The organism is Aliinostoc maniaoense (assembly GCF_058172895.1).
This window is the reverse complement of sequence record NZ_CP187952.1, coordinates 5,318,739-5,338,979: the sequence shown is the minus strand read 5'-3', so window position 1 is coordinate 5,338,979 and position 20,241 is coordinate 5,318,739. Positions and strand designations below refer to the sequence as shown.

The window sequence follows — 20,241 nt, the reverse complement described above, 5'->3', positions numbered from 1 at the left end:
CTACACCCTTACCTCTTTTTCCTCATCAACCCTAGCAGCGCGAGACAACCAAACTTGACGAAAATCTGCTTTCATTGGTAGTTCTGTGAGCAAGTCTTGCACAGATTCTAATTGCCATGCTAGGGGTGAACTGGGTAATATTTTTGGTGCTGCTATGGCATAATTTAAGACTGCTTCCATTAATGCTGCCGCTTCAATTATCGGTTGTGAATCTATCCATGCTGGAAAAATCCGCGCTTCAAAAGTATGTTTTTCAGGAATTTGATGAATGAGATTTTTGAGATTAAAATCACAGTATTTTGTTAACTGTAATTGAACAAGATATTCTCTGGCTTCACACCAAGATAATTCACAAAAATCAGGTGCATTAACTAACATCAATAAATCTTCATCCCATGTTCCTAAACGTCTACATTTAGGATTAGTACCTACAAGCCGTTTTAAATTTTCCCCGTGAGTCCATAAAAGGTTAACTAAGTTAGCAAAAACCCTAGTAGAACATAAAGGTGCAGCATCAAAGTGGATGTGAGTTGCACCCTCAACGGGAATTGTAAACCCTAGAGAACGTGCTGATGCTAAGAGACTTTCTAGACGTTGGAGATAGTTGGTATCAATAGGTGGGGTAATGAGTTCACAAGGACGTTCTCTTTCTCCTGGAAGGGGGGCTGCGATCGCAATCGGATTACCGATATAATCAGCTATACGTATCATTCCCCCTTCTCCTGGTTCTAAATCAGTAGCAAATAGACTAGCAATTGGCTGAAGAACTTTATCTAAGGGAGCAGCCGCATCAGCATTACAGGTGATTAAATTTAGTAATCTCATATCATCGCTCACAATGCGATACCATCCAGGCTGGGGTGCTGCGGTTTTATCTAAGTCTTCTTGTAGAGTTAAATCGTCTACACATCGCGCTACCAAATCTCCTTGCTGATTAATCACCTCAAACCCCAAGGTAAGATTATGGAATAAAGGAGTTCCGGGTACATGACTCGGTTCAGACTGGGGGTAAAATATGCGACGCACTAAACCGTGATGTTGCTGGGATATTAGTTTTGCTAAATCCTCTCGGCTGAGTTTCTTCGGTGCGATTAACTCAATTTCAAAGCCAATTTTCCAGTTTAATTCAGACATAATTTTCTATAAAATTAGGGTGCAGCAAGCACCCTATGGTTATTTAAAAATATCGGCGTTGCATAATTGCGGGATGATTTACTGCACTTAGAGAGAATGAGTAGGCGGAATATTAGGCCTCTTGCACAAATAATTGAACAATCCTAATACATAATTTCAAGAGTTATTTTCCTGCGTTCTTCTTTGCGCCTTTGCGCCTTTGCGTGAGCTTTTAAAAAATCTTGTTAGCAACACCAAAGTATTGATGCAATAAGTCTATTGGGTAGATCCAAAATATCATCCTCCAAGTGACGCAATTACGTACCAGCAAAATTATAGAAGCAACACTTTTTTCTTCCCCTATACCCTTACACCCCTACACCCCTGAATTTCTTGAGAGCTAATTTATCTATTCTGAGAACGAGCGTATTGTAAAGCTTGTTCGATGATTTCATCGTTACCCAAAATTAAATTGCGTTCGATGCGGAGTTTAGCATCTATAGGGGATCTTTCTCCCCAAAATTTCGCCAGTGCGGCAGCATCATTATAGTTGTATCTTGATTCTATATATAATTTGTAGGGACTAGCATCACCAGGACGCGATCGTCTGACGGAGCGGAGTGCTTGCAGCCTAGCATCTACAAGAAACTGTTCTAAAATAGCAATGTCTGCTGGCCCCCAAAGGATTTTTCTACCCATTCTGGCTTTTGCATCTTCTACAGTTTCTCCCCAGAAATCTGCTAAAACACGGGCATCCCAATAGTCGTATTGGCTATTAAAGAAAGCTTGTAATTCTTTATCTTTTACGTTTTTATTTGCTGATTTTGTGGAGGAGTTCAGCAGTTGATTATGGGAGTTTACAGTTATTTCTTGAGCTAAAACTGTATTAATGGCAGTGCCAAAAGAGCCTACAAATATGCCTAATAATAATAAGAAAATCCGCAGATTATATTTCATATTGCTTACCTATGGACGCGAGTAGTAATAACTGTTAAATGGCAAAATTTCCCTCTACACAAAAGCTATAAGTTCTTTTGTGTGAAATCTTACCTTTTGAGGTTATTAATTGATACTCATTGAAAGTGAACTATTCCAGAAAATTAAGGACTAAAGTCCTAACTACGAGCCTTTAATGGTAGTTCAATTTGAGATGGTTCTTGTGAGAGTGTAACTGTTTCTTGGAGAGGAGGACGCACACACAAATAAATCAACGCGCCAAAGAGGGGAATTACAGCGAATAACCAGAACCATTGCTGATTGTTCCAATTGCGACGCGCCATATCATCACCCAATAATACTGGAAATAATAGACAAAGTAGGCAGAAATCTAAACTCATGACATGGATAAAGCGGCTAGTTTGCCATTGTTGGGCAAAATTAGTCCAATCACCTGTACTTACACCATAGATTACTAGAATTGCTGCTGCTACGGTGAGAAAAATACCAGTAAGGCGAGAGTCTAGCAATTTAATCAAGGCGTTCTTTTTGCCAGTAAATTGGGGATTTGGTTGTCGTAAAGCTAAATAAGGTAAGAGTGCAAATGCACCGACACCAAAAGACGCAGCCGCAAACGGCCAAGCTGGTATTTTTTGCCCTCTCCCGTCAGTAAATAACACTGCACTGTAAACCATAGGCCAAATGCCCATGAGGTTAAATAAGGCTATGACTAAGGGATTTATACCTTGCCACTGACCGATAGACAAGTTTTTGATTAACTCAAAAGTATCGGGATTATCAGGCGGTGCGAAGATAAAAGCATAAACGATGAACCCTAACCACAGCACCCCAAAGGCAATTTTTTTGACCATGATTTATGTAATTAACTCAAAGCTTCTGAGAGGTAATCAGCAGCCGCAGCCACAACTGCGATCGCATTTTCGTAATCTAGGCGTGTCGGCCCTAAAACTCCCACACTCCCTAACGGAACTGCACCCCGGCGATAGGTGGACGAAATCAAAGTACAAGTCTGAATTGGTTCGAGGGGGTTTTCTGTGCCAATTCGGACTGTGACTTTTGGTTTGGTGATTTCTTCTTCTGGTTCTTCAAAGATTAGTGGCCAAAGCTGTTCCTGTTCTTCTTCCAGTAGGTGGAGAATTGTCTGCACTTGCTGGAGTTGGGAAAATTCCGGCTGACGCAAAACTTCCGCCACACCCCGCACCATAATCTGAGTAGCCGTTGGTGCAACAGTCCGCCGCGCCAATTCAGCTACAGAATTAGTCAAAAATTCGCCATACAATTGAAATTCCCGATCTAACTCACTCCAATCTAAATTGCTAATTTCTAGCAGACTTTGACCCCGCAAATGGCTATTGAGGAAATTAGAAACAATCTGCAACTCCCGATCAATTACTTCTGCATCGGGTTTGGTTTCTGTTCTGCTTGGGGGTAAATCCATCAGCTTGGAATGGGTTTCATAAGCATCCGTCACCAAAATTAGCATGATACGTCCAGCTTCTATCTGCATCAATTGCAGATGTCGCACGGTTGCTGTATTATTTTGCGGCATCGTAATCAAGCTAATACACCCACTCAAGCTAGCTAAAATCTGCGCTGCGCCTTGTAGGAGGATTTCCATACTCCAATCTTCCCATTGCAGACGCTGTTGTAAAGCCAGTTCTACATTCTTCGCTAAAGAATCTGTGCGCGTAGCATCTTGTAGAGAGGGTGTAATGAACTGGTCAACATAAATGCGATAACCTGAGTCAGACGGTACTCTGCCGGCGGAGGTATGTGGCTGGTAGAGTAACCCAGACTTTTCCAGGACACCCATTACATTACGAATGGTAGCTGAACTCACGCCCAGGTCATACTCATCGACCAAAGCTTTTGAACCCACCGGTTCGGCCGTAGCTATGTAATGACGTACCGTTGCCCAAAGTATATGCTGCTGTCGATTTGTCAACTGGACTTGCATAGGATATGTTTGTGGGAAAGCAGATTTTAATCAGGTTTTAAAAAAACTTTTGAAATTGAATGTAAAAAAAATTTAAAATTGGCTAATTTAATTAGCGAAATATTTACTTCTATTTTAGTAGCTAACGTGAAAGTATTCAGGTGCTATTTGGTCTAGCACACTTCTAGCTCAAAAAGCTTTAATTCAAACTAAATATTGATATTTTTCAGTATTATTCTATAGATTAATCAAGCAAATTGTATTTTTGGATACGTATTTTTTCGGTTATTGGGCATGGGGCATGGGGCATGGGGAATTGGGAATTGGGCATAGGGAATTGGGCATGGGGTAGACAAGGTAGACAAGGTAGACAAGGTAGAATTTATTTCCCCCCTACACCCTTACACCCCTACACCCCTACACCCTCACACCCTTCAATACTGCGGAATAGAACGATCAACCACGATAGAATAGGCATCAATCCCGCCGGCAATATTTTTTACGTTCGTAAAGCCTTGAGCTAGTAACCACTGACACATTTGGGCAGAACGCATACCGTGATGACATAGCACCAGGGTTTCGGCATCAGGATTGAACATAGCGGGGATTTCCTGTGACCACTGAGTAAATTCACTTAGTGGAAGGTTCACAAAACCTGGAATTTTTGCCAGTGCTAATTCTTGGGGTTCACGTACATCTATTAACTGAATATTTGCATCATTAGTAGCTAGACGTTGTGCGAGTTCTTCTACACTAATTTGAGTAATGGGTTGACCTGAAATATTCCCTGTCATGTCGTTTTATTTAACAATCCTATATTATTCATGTTGACAGAAAACGTGGGGATTGGGGACTGGGGAGGCAGGGGAGCAGGGAGCAGGGGGTGTAGGGGTGTAGGGGTGTAGGGGGAAATAAATTCTACCTTGTCTACCTTGTCCACCTTGTCTACCCCATGCCCCATGCCCCATGCCCCATGCCCCATGCCCCATGCCCCATGCCCAATTCCCAATTCCCAATTCTGTAAACCTTCGTGCTAGATAGGTCTATTGTGAATACACAACGTTCATTTTCTGGTTTTATCGTAGCTGGTGCGATCGCATTGGTGATAGCAGCGATCGCAGCTGGTTACTGGTTTTTTACTAAAACTCCAGTCAGTTTGATTGCTTCTAGTTCTACTTCTGAGTCTGGTGCTGCTATCTTTGTGTCTAAACTTGCACCTGTTACAGTATCTTTACTGGTAAATCCTGACCGTTTACAGGCTTGGGAAAGTTCGGGGGAATTATCTAAAATTAAAACTGGTTTATTAGCCAATACTGGTCTAGATTATCGCCAAGATATTCAACCCTGGCTAGGAAATGAAATTACTCTGGCTGTCACTACCCAAGATATTGATCGTGATCCTGAAAATGGTCAGCAATCAGGCTATTTAATGGCTCTAGCTACAGAAAAACCAGAAGCCAGCCGGGAGTTTGTCGATTTATTATTCTCCAAGCGGGTGTTAGCGGGAGCAAATCTGGCTACGGAGGAGTATAACGGTGCTAGGTTGATTTATGATGACGCACAACCCCAGCAAGAACCTCTAGCGGGTACGGTGGTGGATAACTTTGTCTTATTTGCCAATGATGTTCGAGTGCTGCGGGATGCAATTAATAATGTGCAAGCACCTGACTTAAATTTGACTAGTTCTCCCCGATACCAAAAAGCTATGGAACAATTGCCAAAGGGTGCTGTGGCGGTGACTTTCTTTAATCTCCCCACTTTGGCGCAATGGCAAGGTTTAGAACTACCAGAACCGATTTACGATAGTCAAGTTATTGCTCTGACGTTAAACCCCAAGGGTGTGTTAGCAGAAACTAGTTTTCTCGCTACCTCTGAAGTTACGCCAGTATCTTCCCCATTGTCCCAACCTGTAGGGGCATTGCAATACATTCCCCCATCCGCAGGTGTGGTGATTGCTGGTTCTCATTTAGATCATTTGGGTGACAGCGATTTAGACAAACTCTGGACACAAGCTAAAACAGCCATCTCCGGTTCAGGAACAGATGTAATTTCCCGGTTAGAACAACCTTTATTAGCGATTCAAAAAGCTTGGGGGATGAACTTGGGAGAGGATGTATTTAGCTGGGTGCAAGGGGAATATGCACTGGGATTAATTGCCCGTGGTGGTAAAACTGCGCCTGGTTGGGTGTTTGTGGTGGAAAAACAAGATAGTATTGCAGATGGAATTACACGTTTAGATGCGATCGCTTCTTCCCAAGGACTCAACACTAATTCTCTGCGTTTGGATCAGCAAAAAGTCACCGCCTGGACAGAATTAATCGCCAACACTAAAAAATCTGCGGAGCAAACTCAACCCTCATTTACTGTAGAAGCTAAGGTTAAGGGTATACATACAACATTAGGAAATTACGAAGTCTTTACCTCTGATTTAGAAACAATTAACGAAGTTTTTACCAATCAGAGTGACTCTATCCTCAAAAACCGTGACTTTCAAAACAGTCTAGCGGTGATTCCTGAACCCAATCAAGGTTATGTGTATCTTGACTGGAATAAAAGTCACAATTTGTTAGAGCGGCAGTTACCTATTCTTAAGCTGTTGGAAGTGCTTGGTAAACCGTTTTTTAATCAACTGCGATCGCTTACTTTTAGCAGTTATGGTAGTGACACAGAAACGCTCAAAGGTGCGGTTTTCCTAGAACTCAATCCCTAGAAACTATAGCTCAGATGATGCAAATAACCGCGAACTAGCATCAATACATGATTAGTTCCGCATCATAATTTAAATTTACAATTTCTTTAAAAAAATTCAATGTGGCACATGAAAATGTGTCACATTTTTATAGAATTTCAGCGAAAATTTTTAACTAAAATATGTATATACATATATTGTTATAAAAGCATATTTTCCAGGTTAATATGAAAAACCATCCTTCCAGGCTAAATTTAGGTGGTGCATGGCTGTCAGCTTTATTAGCAGCTGTCATTGCTACTCCTGTAATTGCACAAACACCTAATTTCGGGACATTAAAACTATCACCGGGGTTTAGTCCAGCACAGGGAAAAATAAGCGGTTATACTGGCGGATCTTATTCTTTGTCAACAATTACTAAACGCGATCGCAATCGTAATCTCTGTGTTGGCTTCGCTGATCCCAATCCTGATTACATCATGGTTTTAGAAAAAGATTTTTCCCGTTTGCAAATCTTAGTGAATAGTAGAGATAACGATACAACTTTAGTCGTTAAAGGGCTAGACGATAAAACAATTCGTTGCGGTGATGATACTGGTAAGAGTAAGGACGCTAGTATTGATGATTTGCAATGGAAAGCAGGAACTTATCACGTTTGGGTGGGTGTATTCCAACCAGGCGTTAAGTACAATTACACTTTAACAGTGCAGGAAAAATAGGGGTTTAACGAGGTAGGATATCATCAAGCCGTAGTTGCAGATTTGGTAAGATAGCAGAAGCGATCGCTTCACCTAGACGGTATTGCTGTTGATAGTAGTCATCACCACGCAACTGGCAAACTGTGAAAGTTGGTTGTTTGGGTCTACCAATAAAAGCAACTCCGCCGATTCCTCGATAATCAACAATCCAGTATTCCGGGATGCCTAAAAGCGCGTATTCTTCAACTTTACGAGCGTAATCGGTTTCCCAGTTCGTACTTACAACCTCGACCACTAGTTTAACCGAGCGACCGAGGGTAATTACTGGTTCTTGCTCCCAAAGGGGTTCGCTGGATAGAACAGTTTCATCTAGGACGATAATATCTGGTCTACGCGCAGTCATAGCATCAGCAAAGGGACGAATCAGACAAGTCCTCGGAATAAACCAAGGCAGTTGTGCGTTGGTAATAGCAATACCGATTTTAGTTGCTAGTTTGCCGCTAACGGTTTCGTGGGGGCCTGTGGGTTCCATATCTATTAATTCTCCGTCAGCCAATTCATAGCGGGGATTGTTGCCATATTCAGCCACAAAATCCTCAAAGCTGAAAAGTTTTGATGGTGTATGAGTCATCGGAGTGGTATCTAAGCCATACTGACAGCTAATAACTGTTCTGACATATCAAAATTAGATGTGACATTCTGCACATCGTCTAAACTCTCTAGAGTATCAATTAATTTGAGGAGCGATCGCGCTTGATCGGGTTCTGTCACCTCTATATTATTACTAGGAATCCAGCGCAATTCTACCTCAGGGACTGTAAAACCTTGCTGTTTAAGAGTTTGGTTGAGGGTTTCTAAATTCGCTACCTCAGTAAATACCTCGGCTGTTTCTTCCTCACTCATTTCGTAAGACTCCGCGCCACCTTCTAAGGATGCTTCTAATAACTTGTCTTCATCCACCACACCTTGAACTACACACACCCCCTTTTGGTTAAACATCCAGCTAACACAGCCAGTTTCACCCAAATTTCCGCCATTTTTACTAAAAGCTACCCGCAAATCAGCCGCCGTGCGATTGCGATTATCGGTGAGAGCTTCAATTAAGATAGCTACACCACCAGGGCCGTATCCTTCATATCGAATTTCTTCTAAGGTATTATTATCGCCGCTAAATGTACCCGCACCTTTAGCGATCGCTCTTTCAATATTGTCATTAGGAATACCCGCAATCTTAGCTTTCTCAATTGCTGTACGTAGCTGAAAATTCCCTGCTGGGTCTGGGATACCGTTCCTTGCAGCTACGATAATTGCTCTCGATAGCTGTGTAAAAGTTTTCCCTTTTTTGGCATCAACTACTGCCTTCTGGCGTTTAATATTTGCCCATTTACTATGACCTGCCATAACCTAAAATTATTTCTGCACTCTCCAATAGACTAGGATATATATATCCTCTCTCCAAATGCAAAGGCAAGATTAAGGATTGGGGACAGGGAATTGGGTACTAGTCAAAAAATCAGCCTTCAGGGTCTTGGCTTTGTCCCCATATGGGCGTAGTCTTTTTGTACAGAATTACGTTAGCGTAGCGGGGCGGAGCATCGTTACGAATTACGAACTACGAATTACGAATTACTCTCCTATGCGGTTTTCTTCCACTCCCCACAAATCCAAAGTCAAAAGCAAAAAGTTGCAGTCTAGTCTGCGTCGTTTACTGTTGTTACTCTTAGTAACAATATTAACTGTAAGCGGATGCCAGACTATACGGTCTGGAGTGGAAGGAAGTCAAGTTACTCAGATCACTTTTTGGCATGGAGTCAACCCGCCACCAAACCGGGATGTGTTGCAAAAGCTGGTAGATAAATTTAATCAAACACACCCAAATATTCATGTAGAGTCACTGTATGTAGGACAGCAAGACCAGCAAATGCCGAAAATTTTAGCGGCTGTTGTCGGTAACGCCCCACCTGATTTATTGTGGTTTAACCCCACTATCACAGGTCAATTAGTAGAACTAGGTGCGTTGATTCCCATAGATGAGATGTTGTCTAAATCACCAGTTAAAGATGACATCGACCCGGCTCTTTATTCCTCTATGGAGTATCAAGGCAAACTTTGGTCAGTACCTTTTGCTACTAATAATGTTGGCATTTTTTACCGTCCGAGTTTATTTCAAGCCGCAGGTATTACCACAACACCGCGCACTTGGGAGGAGTTTCGCCAAGTTGCTAAAAAATTAACTCGTGATATTAACGGTGATGGCGAAGTAGACCAGTATGGAATGTTTCTACCTTTAGGGAAAGGGGAATTTACAGTCTTTACGTGGCTACCGTTTATGTGGAGTAGTGGCGGTAAATTGGTGCGTGGTGATGTCAGCAATGCAGCAGGTGTAATGTTGCAAGATAATCAAGGGGCGATCGCAGCTTTACAATTTTGGCGTAATCTAGTCCAAGATGGTTCGACAATGCTATCTAGTCCAGAACGGGGTTACGAGACAGACCCCCTACTTTCAGGAAGAGTAGCAATGCAAATCAATGGCCCTTGGAATTTAGGACAACTGCAAACAACAGACGTTGATTTTGGTGTATTTCCCCTACCTGTGAATCAAAATCCAGCTACTAGTATTGGTGGCGAGAATTTATTCTTTTTTAAGACTACACCGCAACGTCAAAAAGCTGCTTTTACCTTTGCTGAATATACGATGAGTGAAGAATTTCAAACAGAAATAGCACTAGCAGCCGGCTATTTACCGATTAATTTAAAATCTCGGACTAGTGAAAAATATCAAGAGTTTGTGCAGAGATTACCACAGGTAAAAGTATTTTTAGAACAGGCACAATATGGGCGGAGTCGTCCTATTTTTCCTGGTTATAATCGGATTTCAGATAGCATAGGTCGAGCCGTAGAAGCTGTTGTATTAGAGAAAAGTTCCCCAGAAGTAGCATTAAAAACTAGTCAGCAACGCTTGGATTTAATTTTTAAGTGAACTACCTACTTTGAACGCAATCGACGGTAATTTTAGTTCAGAATTACTCTAGGAATCCGATTTGATTTCTGAAAAATTCTAAGTATATGTAGGGTGTGTTATACCATTTCACGAAATTATTGATACAAATCATTTCTCTTGCTCCCCCTGCCTCCCTTACTTCCCCTCCGAAGTTCCGCCGCTCGGACTTCTCTCTGCTTCCCCTGCTTGCCTAAATGTATCCAATCTTAAGGTGAAACGGTATTAGGCGTAAGCCGTAACGCACCACAGGAATTGGTGCTAGGTGTTGTACTCTCGCTGCTAACACAACGGCAATATTGCAGGAGGAAAATCCACACTGCAATTTGCCTCCCCTACGTATCTGTTCAATAATCAAGCACGATTGCTATACATTAAAAATATGCTGATGCACCCTACATTTTGAATATTTTTTCTCTGGAACTTAGAGATTTACGGATAAATCTTCTGCTGTAATTAGTGTTAACTGGGAATTATCTAACTTATGGAGATCATGGACAATTCTATTAGCTTGTTGTTCAATACTGCGTTCAAATAAGGCACGAGCAAAACGTCCATTGCCAAAATTTTTGTCTCGGTTGACATATGCTAATTCAAAAGTAGCTTGTAAGATAATATTTGCTGAAGGATCGAGATTATATCCGTTATCGTGGCAGAATTTCTTGAAAATTAACAACAACTCTTGAGGCGTGTAGTGATCAAGATAAAATAAGCGGTGCAGACGGGATTTAAAGCCTGGATTGGAATCTAGTAAACGATCCATTTCTTCAGTATAACCAGCTATGACCACTGCCAAGCGATCGCGCTGATCTTCCATGCGTTTAATTAATATCTGCAATGCTTCCTTGCCATAATCATTAGGGCTATCTTCAGGTGCAAGGGCATGAGCTTCATCAATAAACAATACACCATCTAAGGCTTGCTGCACAGCATTTTCCACCCTCAGCGCAGTTTGTCCAATATACCCGCTTACAATCCCCGCACGATCAGTTTCCACAACGTGTCCCCGTTCCAGAAATCCTAATTGTTTATATAATCGTCCGACTAACCGGGCAATAGTAGTTTTACCTGTCCCTGGTGGGCCATATAACATTAAGTGTAGGGAAGTATCTACAGTTTTCAGTCCCCGCTTTTGTCGTTCCGTTTGGACTTTGAGGTAATTAGCTAGGGAAAAAAGTTGCTGCTTGGTGCGCTCATGTCCAACCAACGCTTTTAAATCGGCAAACACTTCCTCTAGACTATCGTGATCAGGTGGCTCATGCTCGACAAAGGTAGCTTTGGTTTCATATCGAGAATCATAAACCTCTAGATTCCCTTCACTAATATCTTTTTCTGTATCAGGCGCGCTCACCATCAGACTGTGAACCTTCATTTTAATTTTGTCGTGGATGACAAAACCAAAATTGCGCCCGGGGACATCCATTAACTTATCGGCGGGGAATTTATCTACTAGGGTACTGTTAATATAAAACTCGACAAATTGACCTACACGACAAATTTCTAGTAAATTAACAGCATTACCGCGTTGAATGCGATCGCAGCGTTTCCAATCTGTGTAGTTGACAAAGCTACCATTTTTCACCTTAGCGATACGGTAACAAGCATTACCAGAAATCACAAACTCAAAGAAATTGCGATCGTCTAATAGTCCCCAAACAAACCCATATCCATGATCATCTACACCAGCAGCTTTTTCTAAGACTATATGAATATGAAAATCCGTTCTATCATAAAAAAACTCCGCCGAGTTCCACGATAGCCAATAAGCATCACCTGCACGTTTGTGGTCAAATACATAGTGACCCACTTCCATGTAAAGGCTGCACTCTGAGCTATCCCGTGTTACCCAGCTACAACGATTATCTTGAAAGTGTTCCTCAAAAATTAGCATTGCGTTCCTCTGTAGCTCTGTGTGTAGAATCAGCTGCTAACTATATTCATTCTAAACACGCCTCAACAGACTGACTTAATTGCTAATATCCACAAATCTTTCTACCACAAGCACTTCAGCCCCTAGATTAAATTTTCTTCATTGAGATAGTTGACAGTTGATTAGAGTCAACACCTTCCTTGTCCCTGACAGGTGTAGGGGTGTAGGGGTGTAGGGGTGTAGGGGTGTAGGGGTAGGCTGTTGACTCTGTACCTTTTTTGGGATTTTGTCCATGCAAAAAATGTGCGTAGTTACGATGGCTGAAACTGTGTTTTGAGAAGGCTTTGAGGCACAAATTAAACATCGCGTACAAAATTACTAAAAACCGCCCAAATTTCAACAAAGTCAACAGCCTAGTGTAGGGGTGGAGAGGAAAGAAATTCTCCCTTGTCTCCCTTGTCTACCTTGTCTCCCCCTGCTCCCTGCTCCCTGACCCCTGCTCCCTGCCCCCTGCCTCCTTCCCCTGCCCCCTGCCCCCTGCCCCCTAAATTCCCCATAACTGCATTAACATAAATGCTAACGCTGCACTACCTATAGGAACGGTCAAATTGTCAACACCTAAAAATGAAAAAGCTTCTAAGCTGGTGGCGACTAATGCAACTGCTAGCGATACTGTCCAAGTTTGCCAAATATTGCCGAATACACCCAATAAAATTAGGCTACAGACGATATAACTCAGCACAGCCATAGTTAAAGAGCCTTCCCAGCTTTTTTGCGCTCCTAAAACTTTATACTTGTGTGTACCAAAGCGTTGACCAACTAACGCTGCGAGTCCATCACCCCAACACATAATCATCATGCCAATTGCTGCATACTGGGGTTGATTTACATACCAGAACCAACCGACTAAAACCCCTACACTAGCCGCATAAAAAAATGTCCCTAGGCTTTGTCTTCCTACGCTATTGATACCAGGAAGAATTGGAAAAATGTAGGATAACAGAGTCACAACACTGGCTATAACTGAAGCACCAATGCCGATGCTGGCAGGAATATTTAACCACCAAGCGATTAAAATAACATGACCAGCACCAATATGAACTATTTTACGGATGATTTCGGGATCACTGGTAGCAAAGCGACTTACTAAACCAGCGATCGCTAAAATAAAAAATACCCAAGCTGCAACAATAGTAATTTGCAGCCATACAGGTGGGGTTAAGATGAAATCAGGAAATTGATTTAACAAAGCTCCTACAAGATAGAAAACATTTTATCCTTGTTACCAATTTATAAGATTTGGGCGACAGTAATGAAGCAATTATTTATTTGGTTAATTCAAGGCTACAGAATATTTATCTCTCCCCTATTTCCTCCCACTTGTCGCTTTCAGCCAACTTGTTCCATGTATGCTATCGAAGCCATAGAAAGATTTGGCATATTTCGCGGCGGTTGGATGGCTACCAGGCGGATTTTGCGTTGTCATCCCTTCCACCCCGGTGGTTATGATCCTGTACCGGAGAAGGAGGTGACTGGGGAGTAGTTCTAGGCAGGGGGCAGAGGGAGCAGGGAGCAGGGGGAGCAGGGGGAGAAAAATACAATGCCCACTCACTACTCATTACTCATTACTCATTACTCATTACTCATTACTCATTACTTACTGCGACGCACAAAGGGTAATAGGTCTTGTAGAATTGTTTCGTGATAGTGTTCTTGGGGATAGTGTCCGACGTTGTTGAGTTTAATTACTTCTGCGTCCGGTACAGACTTGGCAAAAGTTTCTGCTACATCTATGGGCAACCAAGGATCAATCATTCCCCATTGAATTAAAATTGGTTGTTGCCATTGTTGAAAGCCTGATGTAATTTCTGTCATGGCTGCTGGTAGTTGCAAATTGCGAATTGTCGCTAATAATGCACGTCCAACGGCGGAAGTTTTCAAATATGGTTGGCGATAAATATCTAAATCTTTGTCTTCGATGCGATAACGACTACCACCTTCTAAAGTGCGGTCAATTAATAGGGGGTCTTGTGTCATCATATCACCGACAAAAGGCCAACCCATTTGTTGTAATTTCCAAGGTAATTTGGCATCCGAAGAAATGGGTGTATTTAAAATGGCAATGTTAGCAATTTTTTCAGGATTTCTTAAAGCATATTGCAGGCCAACAGAACCTAAGAAACCTTGCACAACTAAAGAAAAACGCTCTAATTCTAAGGCTGCAATTAACCCTGATAATGCTTTAATATAAGCATCGGGAGTGTAGGGAAACTCATATTTTTCCGGTTTCGCAGAAAATCCAGAACCAATCCAATCTGGTGCGATCGCTCTTGTTCCTTGGTTGGCTAAAGCTGGTATAATATTTCGCCAACTATAACTTTGTGATGGGATTCCATGCAGTAAAACTACAGGTAATAAGTCACTTTCTCCAATTGGTGTAGCTTCCCGATAAAACCATTCTAAAGAATCTACTATTATTTTATTTTCTGTGATCGACACGCTCTTTTCCTATCAGTTTGATATGGAAAATCTTACCATTGCAGTGATCACAGTAATTATCCTGACGTGTCTAAAGTCTACAGCAATTGACAAGTCCATGAATTTATGGTACATAAGTACTATAAAGCTTGGTAAAATTGATGAAGCTAGCTAAAGTAGACTTGAGTAGCTTAATTGCGATCGCTCATACTGACGGATATTTACAGTTATTGCTTGATAGAGGCGATGAATTGGAGTTTCTAGAGATTCCTGCACCAATTGAAGCTTTTGAAGGATTGCAAGAACTGAGTGATATTGTTGCAGAAACGGCTTTACCTTCTGCATCCGAACCCATCGCCATGTTACCAGTTAGCTCATCAATGGCCAATGCTGTTGGCTACTGTAGTGAAGAACAAGTATTACAACTTGAGTTTCAAAATGGTGCAATCTACCAATATTCAGGCGTAGAACCAGAAACTTGGCAAGATTTACAATCAGCTGACTCAATAGGTAGATTTTACAACCAAAATATCAAAGGTCAATATGATTGCGATCGCCCCTATCTCACAGATAACTACTCTGACCTTGAATAATTCAAGTTTGTAGTTAAGACTTTAATTCTTCCTTTTCGTCAAATTAATATTAAAAAATATTACAAAAATGAGAGACTTGTAAATCAAATAACATTACTTTTGGCTTTAATTACTTAACTCAATAACTCCTTCTCATTGAACCTAATTTTCAAAACCATTGCCAGAGAACCTTCTTACTGATTGAGTGACAATTGATTTGCAATATTGTCTTTTCAGCGAGCTTATTGAGAAAAATCAAAAGTCATGTTTCTGAAGACATTATTCCTACGTCAGCAATGTCATCAAATCATAACTTAATTGTCAATAACTCGAAATATATCAATGAGTACCTCAAACTATTTTTTTGATGCGGAGGTAACAAAAAAATATCAAATCTACTATTTCATTAAGCGCGTAGTTGAGTCTGCATTAATTTGTTTTCAGCTAACGCTAATTTGAGGAAATATTTTCCTCAAATAATATTTTTCGTGTGAGGATAAAAAGACCAATGATACAACTCAAAAATCGAAATATTCAGGATTTATTGACTGAAATCACTGCTGAAGAGTCTGCTAATCTGAATGGTGGTCAATCTGAACAAAATCAGCAAGGTCAGCAAGCTAACTTTAATCAGCAGAGATATCTACAAGCCTTGGGTATTGCTTATCTCAGCCCCCCAGGTACTAATCAAATCACAGACAAAGAAGCATTGATGGCTCAATATCAAGGATGGGAAGACTAGATACAGCACTTTTGAAGTAAGTGATGTACACCATGAGTAATCAGTAATAAGTAATAAGTAAATTTCTTACTCATTATTCATTACTCATTTACTCATTAGTTTTTCAATCAGTTTCGTTAACTGTTGATGCTTATTAGATTTAAATACAGTTCAGATAGGTAATATATTTATTTTTACTGAACTGTATTCTTATATTAATTAAAAGTACAGGCGATCGCTAATTCTGCGTGTTGTAAGAATATCTTTTTATCTAGCATCTCTACATCATACTGTGGTGTACTTGCTAATAACTTTTCAATTCTATTTCTAGCCGCTACCACTACAGATTCAGCCAAACTACCTTGATTTAAAGCTTCAGCAAAATCAGCAGCAATTTGATAAGTGCGTTCCATCGATGATGAATGAATATTGCGTGAAACAATAAATAAATCGCATCCCGCATTAAATGCACGCGCCACTGTTCCCTGTTGCATAAACATATCAGATACAGCTTTCATATCTAAGTCATCAGATACAACCACATCTCCAAATCCCAATTCTTCCCGCAGGATATTTTTGAGAATAGCTGCTGAGAGAGTCGCAGGCCAATCAGGGTCGATTTGGGGAAAGAGAATGTGCGCCGTCATCATAATCGGGATTTGCGCCTCAATCAAAGCTTGAAAGGGTATCAATTCCCGTTGGCGTAAATCTTCAACAGTGAGATTAAGAACTGGTAATTCTAAATGGGAATCTTTACTAGTGTCGCCATGTCCCGGAAAATGCTTGGCAGAACCGACAATTCCCGATGCTTTGAGTCCCTGATAATATTCACAGACAGCTTCCGCCGTAGTTGCGGGAGTGTTACTAAAGGCGCGAAATCCAATAATCGGATTTTGGGGATTAGAATAAATATCCGCGACAGGAGACCAAGATAAATTAATGCCCAAGGATTTTAATTCTATACCTGTAGCTTTGGCTACTTCTTGAGAATGCGATCGCAACAACACCGCATGGGGAAATCTGGTGATTGGTAAAGGTGTCCGCACAACCCGTCCACCTTCATGATCTAAAGTAAAAAACATCAAATCACGTTCCGTATATTCCCTAATTTGCTGGTGCAACTCTCGAAAACTTTGCAACCACACCTCATAAGGAACACCATCTAGGAAATTTTTCGCAAAGAATATCACCCCTACCGGTTTTAATTCACCGAGAGCGCGCTTATCTTCATCACTTAAAGTAGTACCAGAAACACCGAGAATCAGGTGATGTCCAAAACTTGCTAGCCGTTGGGAAGCCGACATAATCAGTTACCTGCAACCATTTCAGCACCTATGGTACACCCTCCTCAGAAAAATAGGGGTGTAGGGGTGTAGGGGTGCAGGGGTGTAGGGGTGTAGGGGTGCAGGGGTGTAGGGGGAGACAAGGGAGACAAGGAGAGAAGTCTGAGCGGAGGTTTCCTCCGATCAGAACTTCGGGGAGACAAGGGAGAAATATTTACGCCAATGCCCAATTCCCAATGCCCCATGCCCAATTCCCCATGCCCAATTCCCAATCCCCAATCCCTTTTTTCTGCCAAATGTAACAGATTGCAACGTATAATGAGAACGACAAAACAATTAAGAAATATTGAAAAACAGTAGGTTTAAATGCGAGTAGCGATCGCGGGTGCTGGTTTAGCAGGACTTTCCTGCGCGAAATATCTCACAGACGCAGGTCACACTCCCATTGTCTTGGAAAGCCGGGACGTATTGGGTGGTCTTGTCGCGGCGTGGAAAGACTCAGACGGCGACTGGTATGAAACTGGATTACACGCCTTCTTCGGTGCATACCCCAATATGCTCCAGTTACTTAAGGAGTTAGGTATTGAAGACCGACTCCAATGGAAAGAACATACACTGATTTTTAATCAACCGGATAAGCCGGGAACATACTCCCGCTTTGATGTTCCTGATATTCCTGCTCCTTTCAACGTCATTGCGTCCATTCTCCGTAACAACGATATGTTGACATGGGGACAAAAATTGCGCTTCGCCGTTGGCTTAACTCCAGCCGTCGTGCGGGGTCAAAAGTATGTAGAGGAGATGGACAAGTACAGTTTCAAAGAATGGTTAGAAAGACAAGGAATTGACGAGCGAGTCTCAACCGATGTGTTTATCGCCGCATCGAAAGCACTTACTTTTATCAATCCTGAAGAAGTTTCTGCCACAATATTGCTAACTGCACTTAACCGCTTTCTACAAGAACGATACGGCTCGAAAATAGCCTTCCTAGATGGTTCACCGACAGAAAGGTTATGCGCTCCCATCGTAGATCACATTACAGCAGGTGGTGGTGAAGTCCGTCTGAATGCACCAATCAAAGAAATCGTCCTCAATGATGATGGTAGTGTCAAGCACTTTGTCATCCGAGGCTTGAATGGTGCAGATGATTACATTGAAACCGCCGACTGTTATGTTTTCGCCACATCAGTCGATGTTGCCAAAGTCTTATTACCTAAACCTTGGCAGGAGATGGCATATTTCCAGAAGCTAGAAGGTTTAGAAGGAGTGCCTGTTATTAACCTGCACTTATGGTTTGATCGGAAATTAACAGATATTGATCAATTATTATTTTCACGATCGCCCCTCCTCAGCGTTTATGCTGATATGAGTAACACTTGTCGTGAATATGCCAATCCCGATCGCTCCATGCTGGAATTAGTTCTAGCACCGGCTAAAGATTGGATTAGCAAATCCGATGAGGAAATAGTTGCTGCCACAATTGCAGAACTAGAAAAACTCTTCCCCGATGATTTTGGGGGAGAAAATCCAGCTAAATTGCTGAAATACCATGTAGTGAAAACGCCGCGTTCAGTTTACAAAGCGACCCCCGGTCGTCAACAGTACCGTCCCTCCCAAAAAACTCCGATCGCTAACTTCTTTTTAGCAGGGAGTTACACCATGCAACGCTACTTAGGCAGTATGGAAGGAGCTGTACTTTCTGGTAAGCTAACAGCGCAGGCGATCTGCGAATCACTGCCAGTAGACAATGCCTCTAACCTGCAAACGCTAACCCGACCGCCTGCAACGAATGCTGCAACTGCCTGATTCCCCCCCGCGCATGAAAACGCTGGTCTCTGTAGACGAGTCCTATAAAATTTGTCGGCATCTCACAGCCAAGTATGCCAAAACCTTCTACTTGGGTACATTGCTGATGAGTCCGGCAAAACGTCAAGCTATCTGGGCAATTTATGCTTGGTGTCGCCGTACCGATGAACTAGTAGATGGCCCCGGTGCTGCCATTACTACACCAGAAACCCTAGACCTATGGGAGCAACATCTAGAATCAATTTTTGCGGGTAATCCCGTAGAAAACTATGATGTTGCTTTAGTAGATACCCTGCAACGCTTTGACCTCGACATTCAGCCCTTTCGGGACATGATTGCGGGTCAGCGTATGGATTTATACCGTAGTCGTTATGAAACCTTTGAGGAATTATACCTCTACTGTTACCGCGTCGCTGGTACAGTCGGTTTGATGTCAACTGCCGTCATGGAAGTAGACAACACCGCTAACACAGCCCCGTGGCATCAGCGTAAACCACCATATATTCCCACAGAAGAAGCGATCGCTTTGGGAATTGCCAACCAACTCACAAACATTTTGCGGGATGTGGGCGAAGACGCTAGGCGAGGACGGATTTATCTGCCCCTCGAAGACCTAGCAAAGTTCAACTACACCGAACAAGATTTCTTTAATGGTGTAGTTGATGACCGTTGGCGGGCGTTAATGCGCTTTCAAATCGAGCGGGCGCGACAGTTCTACACCAAAGCTGAACAGGGCATCACCCATCTAGCCCCAGACGCACGGTGGCCTGTGTGGGCAGCCTCCATGCTCTACGGGCAAATACTAGATGTCATCGAACGCAACGATTACAACGTCTTTAACCAACGTGCCTATGTCCCGCAATTGCAAAAGTTATGCACCCTACCCATAGCTTGGATGCGATCGCAAGTTTTATAAAATCAGTCAATAGTCCATAGTCCACAGTAATGACTAATTGACTATTGACTATTCCAAAAACAACTGCTAACATTATATTTCGTGACCGTGGAGAGGTGGCTGAGTGGTCGAAAGCGGCAGATTGCTAATCTGTTGATGGACTCGTAAGACCCATCCGAGGGTTCGAATCCCTCCCTCTCCGTTTTCAGAGAGAGAATTACAGAG

23 protein-coding genes and 1 tRNA gene are annotated in these 20,241 nt (G+C 42.1%); 10 read left to right on the top strand and 14 right to left on the bottom strand.

Annotation, left to right across the window (positions count from 1 at the left end; genetic code table 11):
- The 6 genes from ACPZ3T_RS23305 to ACPZ3T_RS23280 all read right to left on the bottom strand — a co-directional run bounded on the left by ACPZ3T_RS23305 (position 1) and on the right by ACPZ3T_RS23280 (position 4,800).
- Positions 1–1,134: an amidoligase family protein gene (locus ACPZ3T_RS23305; protein ID WP_490271825.1), complete on the bottom strand. Its 1,134-nt coding sequence runs from the start codon at positions 1,132–1,134 to the stop codon at positions 1–3.
- A 384-nt stretch (positions 1,135–1,518) separates the two neighbouring features.
- The gene (locus ACPZ3T_RS23300; RefSeq protein WP_490271824.1) at positions 1,519–2,070 is read right to left on the bottom strand and encodes a hypothetical protein; all 552 of its coding nucleotides are present in this window, start codon (positions 2,068–2,070) and stop codon (positions 1,519–1,521) included.
- Between the two features lie 158 nt (positions 2,071–2,228).
- Complete coding sequence (locus ACPZ3T_RS23295) at positions 2,229–2,921, bottom strand: DUF2834 domain-containing protein (RefSeq protein WP_490271823.1); 693 nt, start codon at positions 2,919–2,921, stop codon at positions 2,229–2,231.
- A gap of 11 nt (positions 2,922–2,932) precedes the next feature.
- Positions 2,933–4,027: a heat-inducible transcriptional repressor HrcA gene (hrcA, locus tag ACPZ3T_RS23290; RefSeq protein WP_490271822.1), complete on the bottom strand. Its 1,095-nt coding sequence runs from the start codon at positions 4,025–4,027 to the stop codon at positions 2,933–2,935.
- A 227-nt stretch (positions 4,028–4,254) separates the two neighbouring features.
- Entirely contained in the window at positions 4,255–4,380 is a 126-nt protein-coding gene (locus tag ACPZ3T_RS23285; protein WP_490271821.1) for a hypothetical protein, read from the bottom strand.
- Positions 4,381–4,440: 60 nt separating this feature from the next.
- On the bottom strand, positions 4,441–4,800 hold the full coding sequence (locus tag ACPZ3T_RS23280) for a rhodanese-like domain-containing protein (protein ID WP_490271820.1): 360 nt from the start codon (positions 4,798–4,800) through the stop codon (positions 4,441–4,443).
- 254 nt (positions 4,801–5,054) lie between these two features.
- On the opposite strand from ACPZ3T_RS23280, the gene ACPZ3T_RS23275 reads away from it, so the two are divergent.
- Both ACPZ3T_RS23275 and ACPZ3T_RS23270 read left to right on the top strand, forming a co-directional pair.
- Positions 5,055–6,716, top strand: a complete 1,662-nt coding sequence (locus ACPZ3T_RS23275) for a DUF3352 domain-containing protein (RefSeq protein ID WP_490271819.1) — start codon at positions 5,055–5,057, stop codon at positions 6,714–6,716.
- Positions 6,717–6,922: 206 nt separating this feature from the next.
- Positions 6,923–7,414 (top strand): hypothetical protein, encoded by a 492-nt coding sequence (locus ACPZ3T_RS23270; RefSeq protein WP_490271818.1) that lies wholly within the window; start codon positions 6,923–6,925, stop codon positions 7,412–7,414.
- A gap of 4 nt (positions 7,415–7,418) precedes the next feature.
- On the opposite strand, the gene ACPZ3T_RS23265 is transcribed toward ACPZ3T_RS23270, so the two are convergent.
- Both ACPZ3T_RS23265 and ACPZ3T_RS23260 read right to left on the bottom strand, forming a co-directional pair.
- A complete protein-coding gene (locus tag ACPZ3T_RS23265; protein WP_490271817.1) occupies positions 7,419–8,024 on the bottom strand; it encodes a Uma2 family endonuclease in 606 nt (201 codons plus the stop codon).
- Positions 8,025–8,035: 11 nt separating this feature from the next.
- Positions 8,036–8,794: a YebC/PmpR family DNA-binding transcriptional regulator gene (locus ACPZ3T_RS23260; RefSeq protein ID WP_490271816.1), complete on the bottom strand. Its 759-nt coding sequence runs from the start codon at positions 8,792–8,794 to the stop codon at positions 8,036–8,038.
- Positions 8,795–9,029: 235 nt separating this feature from the next.
- Between ACPZ3T_RS23260 and ACPZ3T_RS23255 the strand changes: the two genes are divergently transcribed.
- On the top strand, positions 9,030–10,373 hold the full coding sequence (locus tag ACPZ3T_RS23255; protein ID WP_490271815.1) for an ABC transporter substrate-binding protein: 1,344 nt from the start codon (positions 9,030–9,032) through the stop codon (positions 10,371–10,373).
- 442 nt (positions 10,374–10,815) lie between these two features.
- Here ACPZ3T_RS23255 and ACPZ3T_RS23250 read toward each other — a convergent pair whose 3' ends face one another.
- The 4 genes from ACPZ3T_RS23250 to ACPZ3T_RS23235 form a co-directional block, all read right to left on the bottom strand.
- On the bottom strand, positions 10,816–12,282 hold the full coding sequence (locus ACPZ3T_RS23250; RefSeq protein WP_490271814.1) for an AAA family ATPase: 1,467 nt from the start codon (positions 12,280–12,282) through the stop codon (positions 10,816–10,818).
- A gap of 127 nt (positions 12,283–12,409) precedes the next feature.
- Positions 12,410–12,625 (bottom strand): hypothetical protein, encoded by a 216-nt coding sequence (locus tag ACPZ3T_RS23245; RefSeq protein ID WP_490271813.1) that lies wholly within the window; start codon positions 12,623–12,625, stop codon positions 12,410–12,412.
- Between the two features lie 49 nt (positions 12,626–12,674).
- Positions 12,675–12,818 (bottom strand): hypothetical protein, encoded by a 144-nt coding sequence (locus ACPZ3T_RS23240; protein WP_490271812.1) that lies wholly within the window; start codon positions 12,816–12,818, stop codon positions 12,675–12,677.
- A complete protein-coding gene (locus ACPZ3T_RS23235; protein ID WP_490271811.1) occupies positions 12,806–13,510 on the bottom strand; it encodes a diacylglycerol/polyprenol kinase family protein in 705 nt (234 codons plus the stop codon). Before ACPZ3T_RS23235 ends, ACPZ3T_RS23240 begins: the two co-directional genes overlap by 13 nt.
- A gap of 63 nt (positions 13,511–13,573) precedes the next feature.
- On the opposite strand from ACPZ3T_RS23235, the gene yidD reads away from it, so the two are divergent.
- The gene (gene yidD, locus ACPZ3T_RS23230; RefSeq protein WP_490271810.1) at positions 13,574–13,804 is read left to right on the top strand and encodes a membrane protein insertion efficiency factor YidD; all 231 of its coding nucleotides are present in this window, start codon (positions 13,574–13,576) and stop codon (positions 13,802–13,804) included.
- A 110-nt stretch (positions 13,805–13,914) separates the two neighbouring features.
- Here the strand turns inward: yidD and ACPZ3T_RS23225 are convergent, their stop codons facing one another.
- On the bottom strand, positions 13,915–14,760 hold the full coding sequence (locus ACPZ3T_RS23225) for an alpha/beta fold hydrolase (RefSeq protein WP_490271809.1): 846 nt from the start codon (positions 14,758–14,760) through the stop codon (positions 13,915–13,917).
- 140 nt (positions 14,761–14,900) lie between these two features.
- Here ACPZ3T_RS23225 and ACPZ3T_RS23220 point away from each other — a divergent pair, with 140 nt between their 5' ends.
- Positions 14,901–15,332, top strand: a complete 432-nt coding sequence (locus ACPZ3T_RS23220) for a KTSC domain-containing protein (RefSeq protein ID WP_490271808.1) — start codon at positions 14,901–14,903, stop codon at positions 15,330–15,332.
- Positions 15,333–15,819: 487 nt separating this feature from the next.
- Positions 15,820–16,053 (top strand): hypothetical protein, encoded by a 234-nt coding sequence (locus tag ACPZ3T_RS23215; RefSeq protein WP_490271807.1) that lies wholly within the window; start codon positions 15,820–15,822, stop codon positions 16,051–16,053.
- 194 nt (positions 16,054–16,247) lie between these two features.
- On the opposite strand, the gene ACPZ3T_RS23210 is transcribed toward ACPZ3T_RS23215, so the two are convergent.
- Positions 16,248–17,336, bottom strand: a complete 1,089-nt coding sequence (locus ACPZ3T_RS23210; protein ID WP_490271806.1) for a glycoside hydrolase family 3 N-terminal domain-containing protein — start codon at positions 17,334–17,336, stop codon at positions 16,248–16,250.
- 74 nt (positions 17,337–17,410) lie between these two features.
- Here ACPZ3T_RS23210 and ACPZ3T_RS23205 point away from each other — a divergent pair, with 74 nt between their 5' ends.
- From ACPZ3T_RS23205 to ACPZ3T_RS23190, 4 genes are all read left to right on the top strand, one after another.
- A complete protein-coding gene (locus ACPZ3T_RS23205; protein WP_490271805.1) occupies positions 17,411–17,617 on the top strand; it encodes a hypothetical protein in 207 nt (68 codons plus the stop codon).
- Positions 17,618–17,681: 64 nt separating this feature from the next.
- Positions 17,682–19,121 carry a 15-cis-phytoene desaturase gene (pds, locus tag ACPZ3T_RS23200; protein WP_490271804.1) on the top strand — a complete coding sequence of 480 codons (1,440 nt, stop codon included), beginning with the start codon at positions 17,682–17,684 and terminating at the stop codon, positions 19,119–19,121.
- Entirely contained in the window at positions 19,105–20,037 is a 933-nt protein-coding gene (gene crtB, locus ACPZ3T_RS23195) for a 15-cis-phytoene synthase CrtB (RefSeq protein WP_490271803.1), read from the top strand. The genes pds and crtB overlap by 17 nt, the downstream gene beginning before the upstream one ends.
- A gap of 89 nt (positions 20,038–20,126) precedes the next feature.
- A tRNA-Ser gene (locus ACPZ3T_RS23190) sits at positions 20,127–20,218 on the top strand.
- Positions 20,219–20,241: the final 23 nt, after the last annotated feature.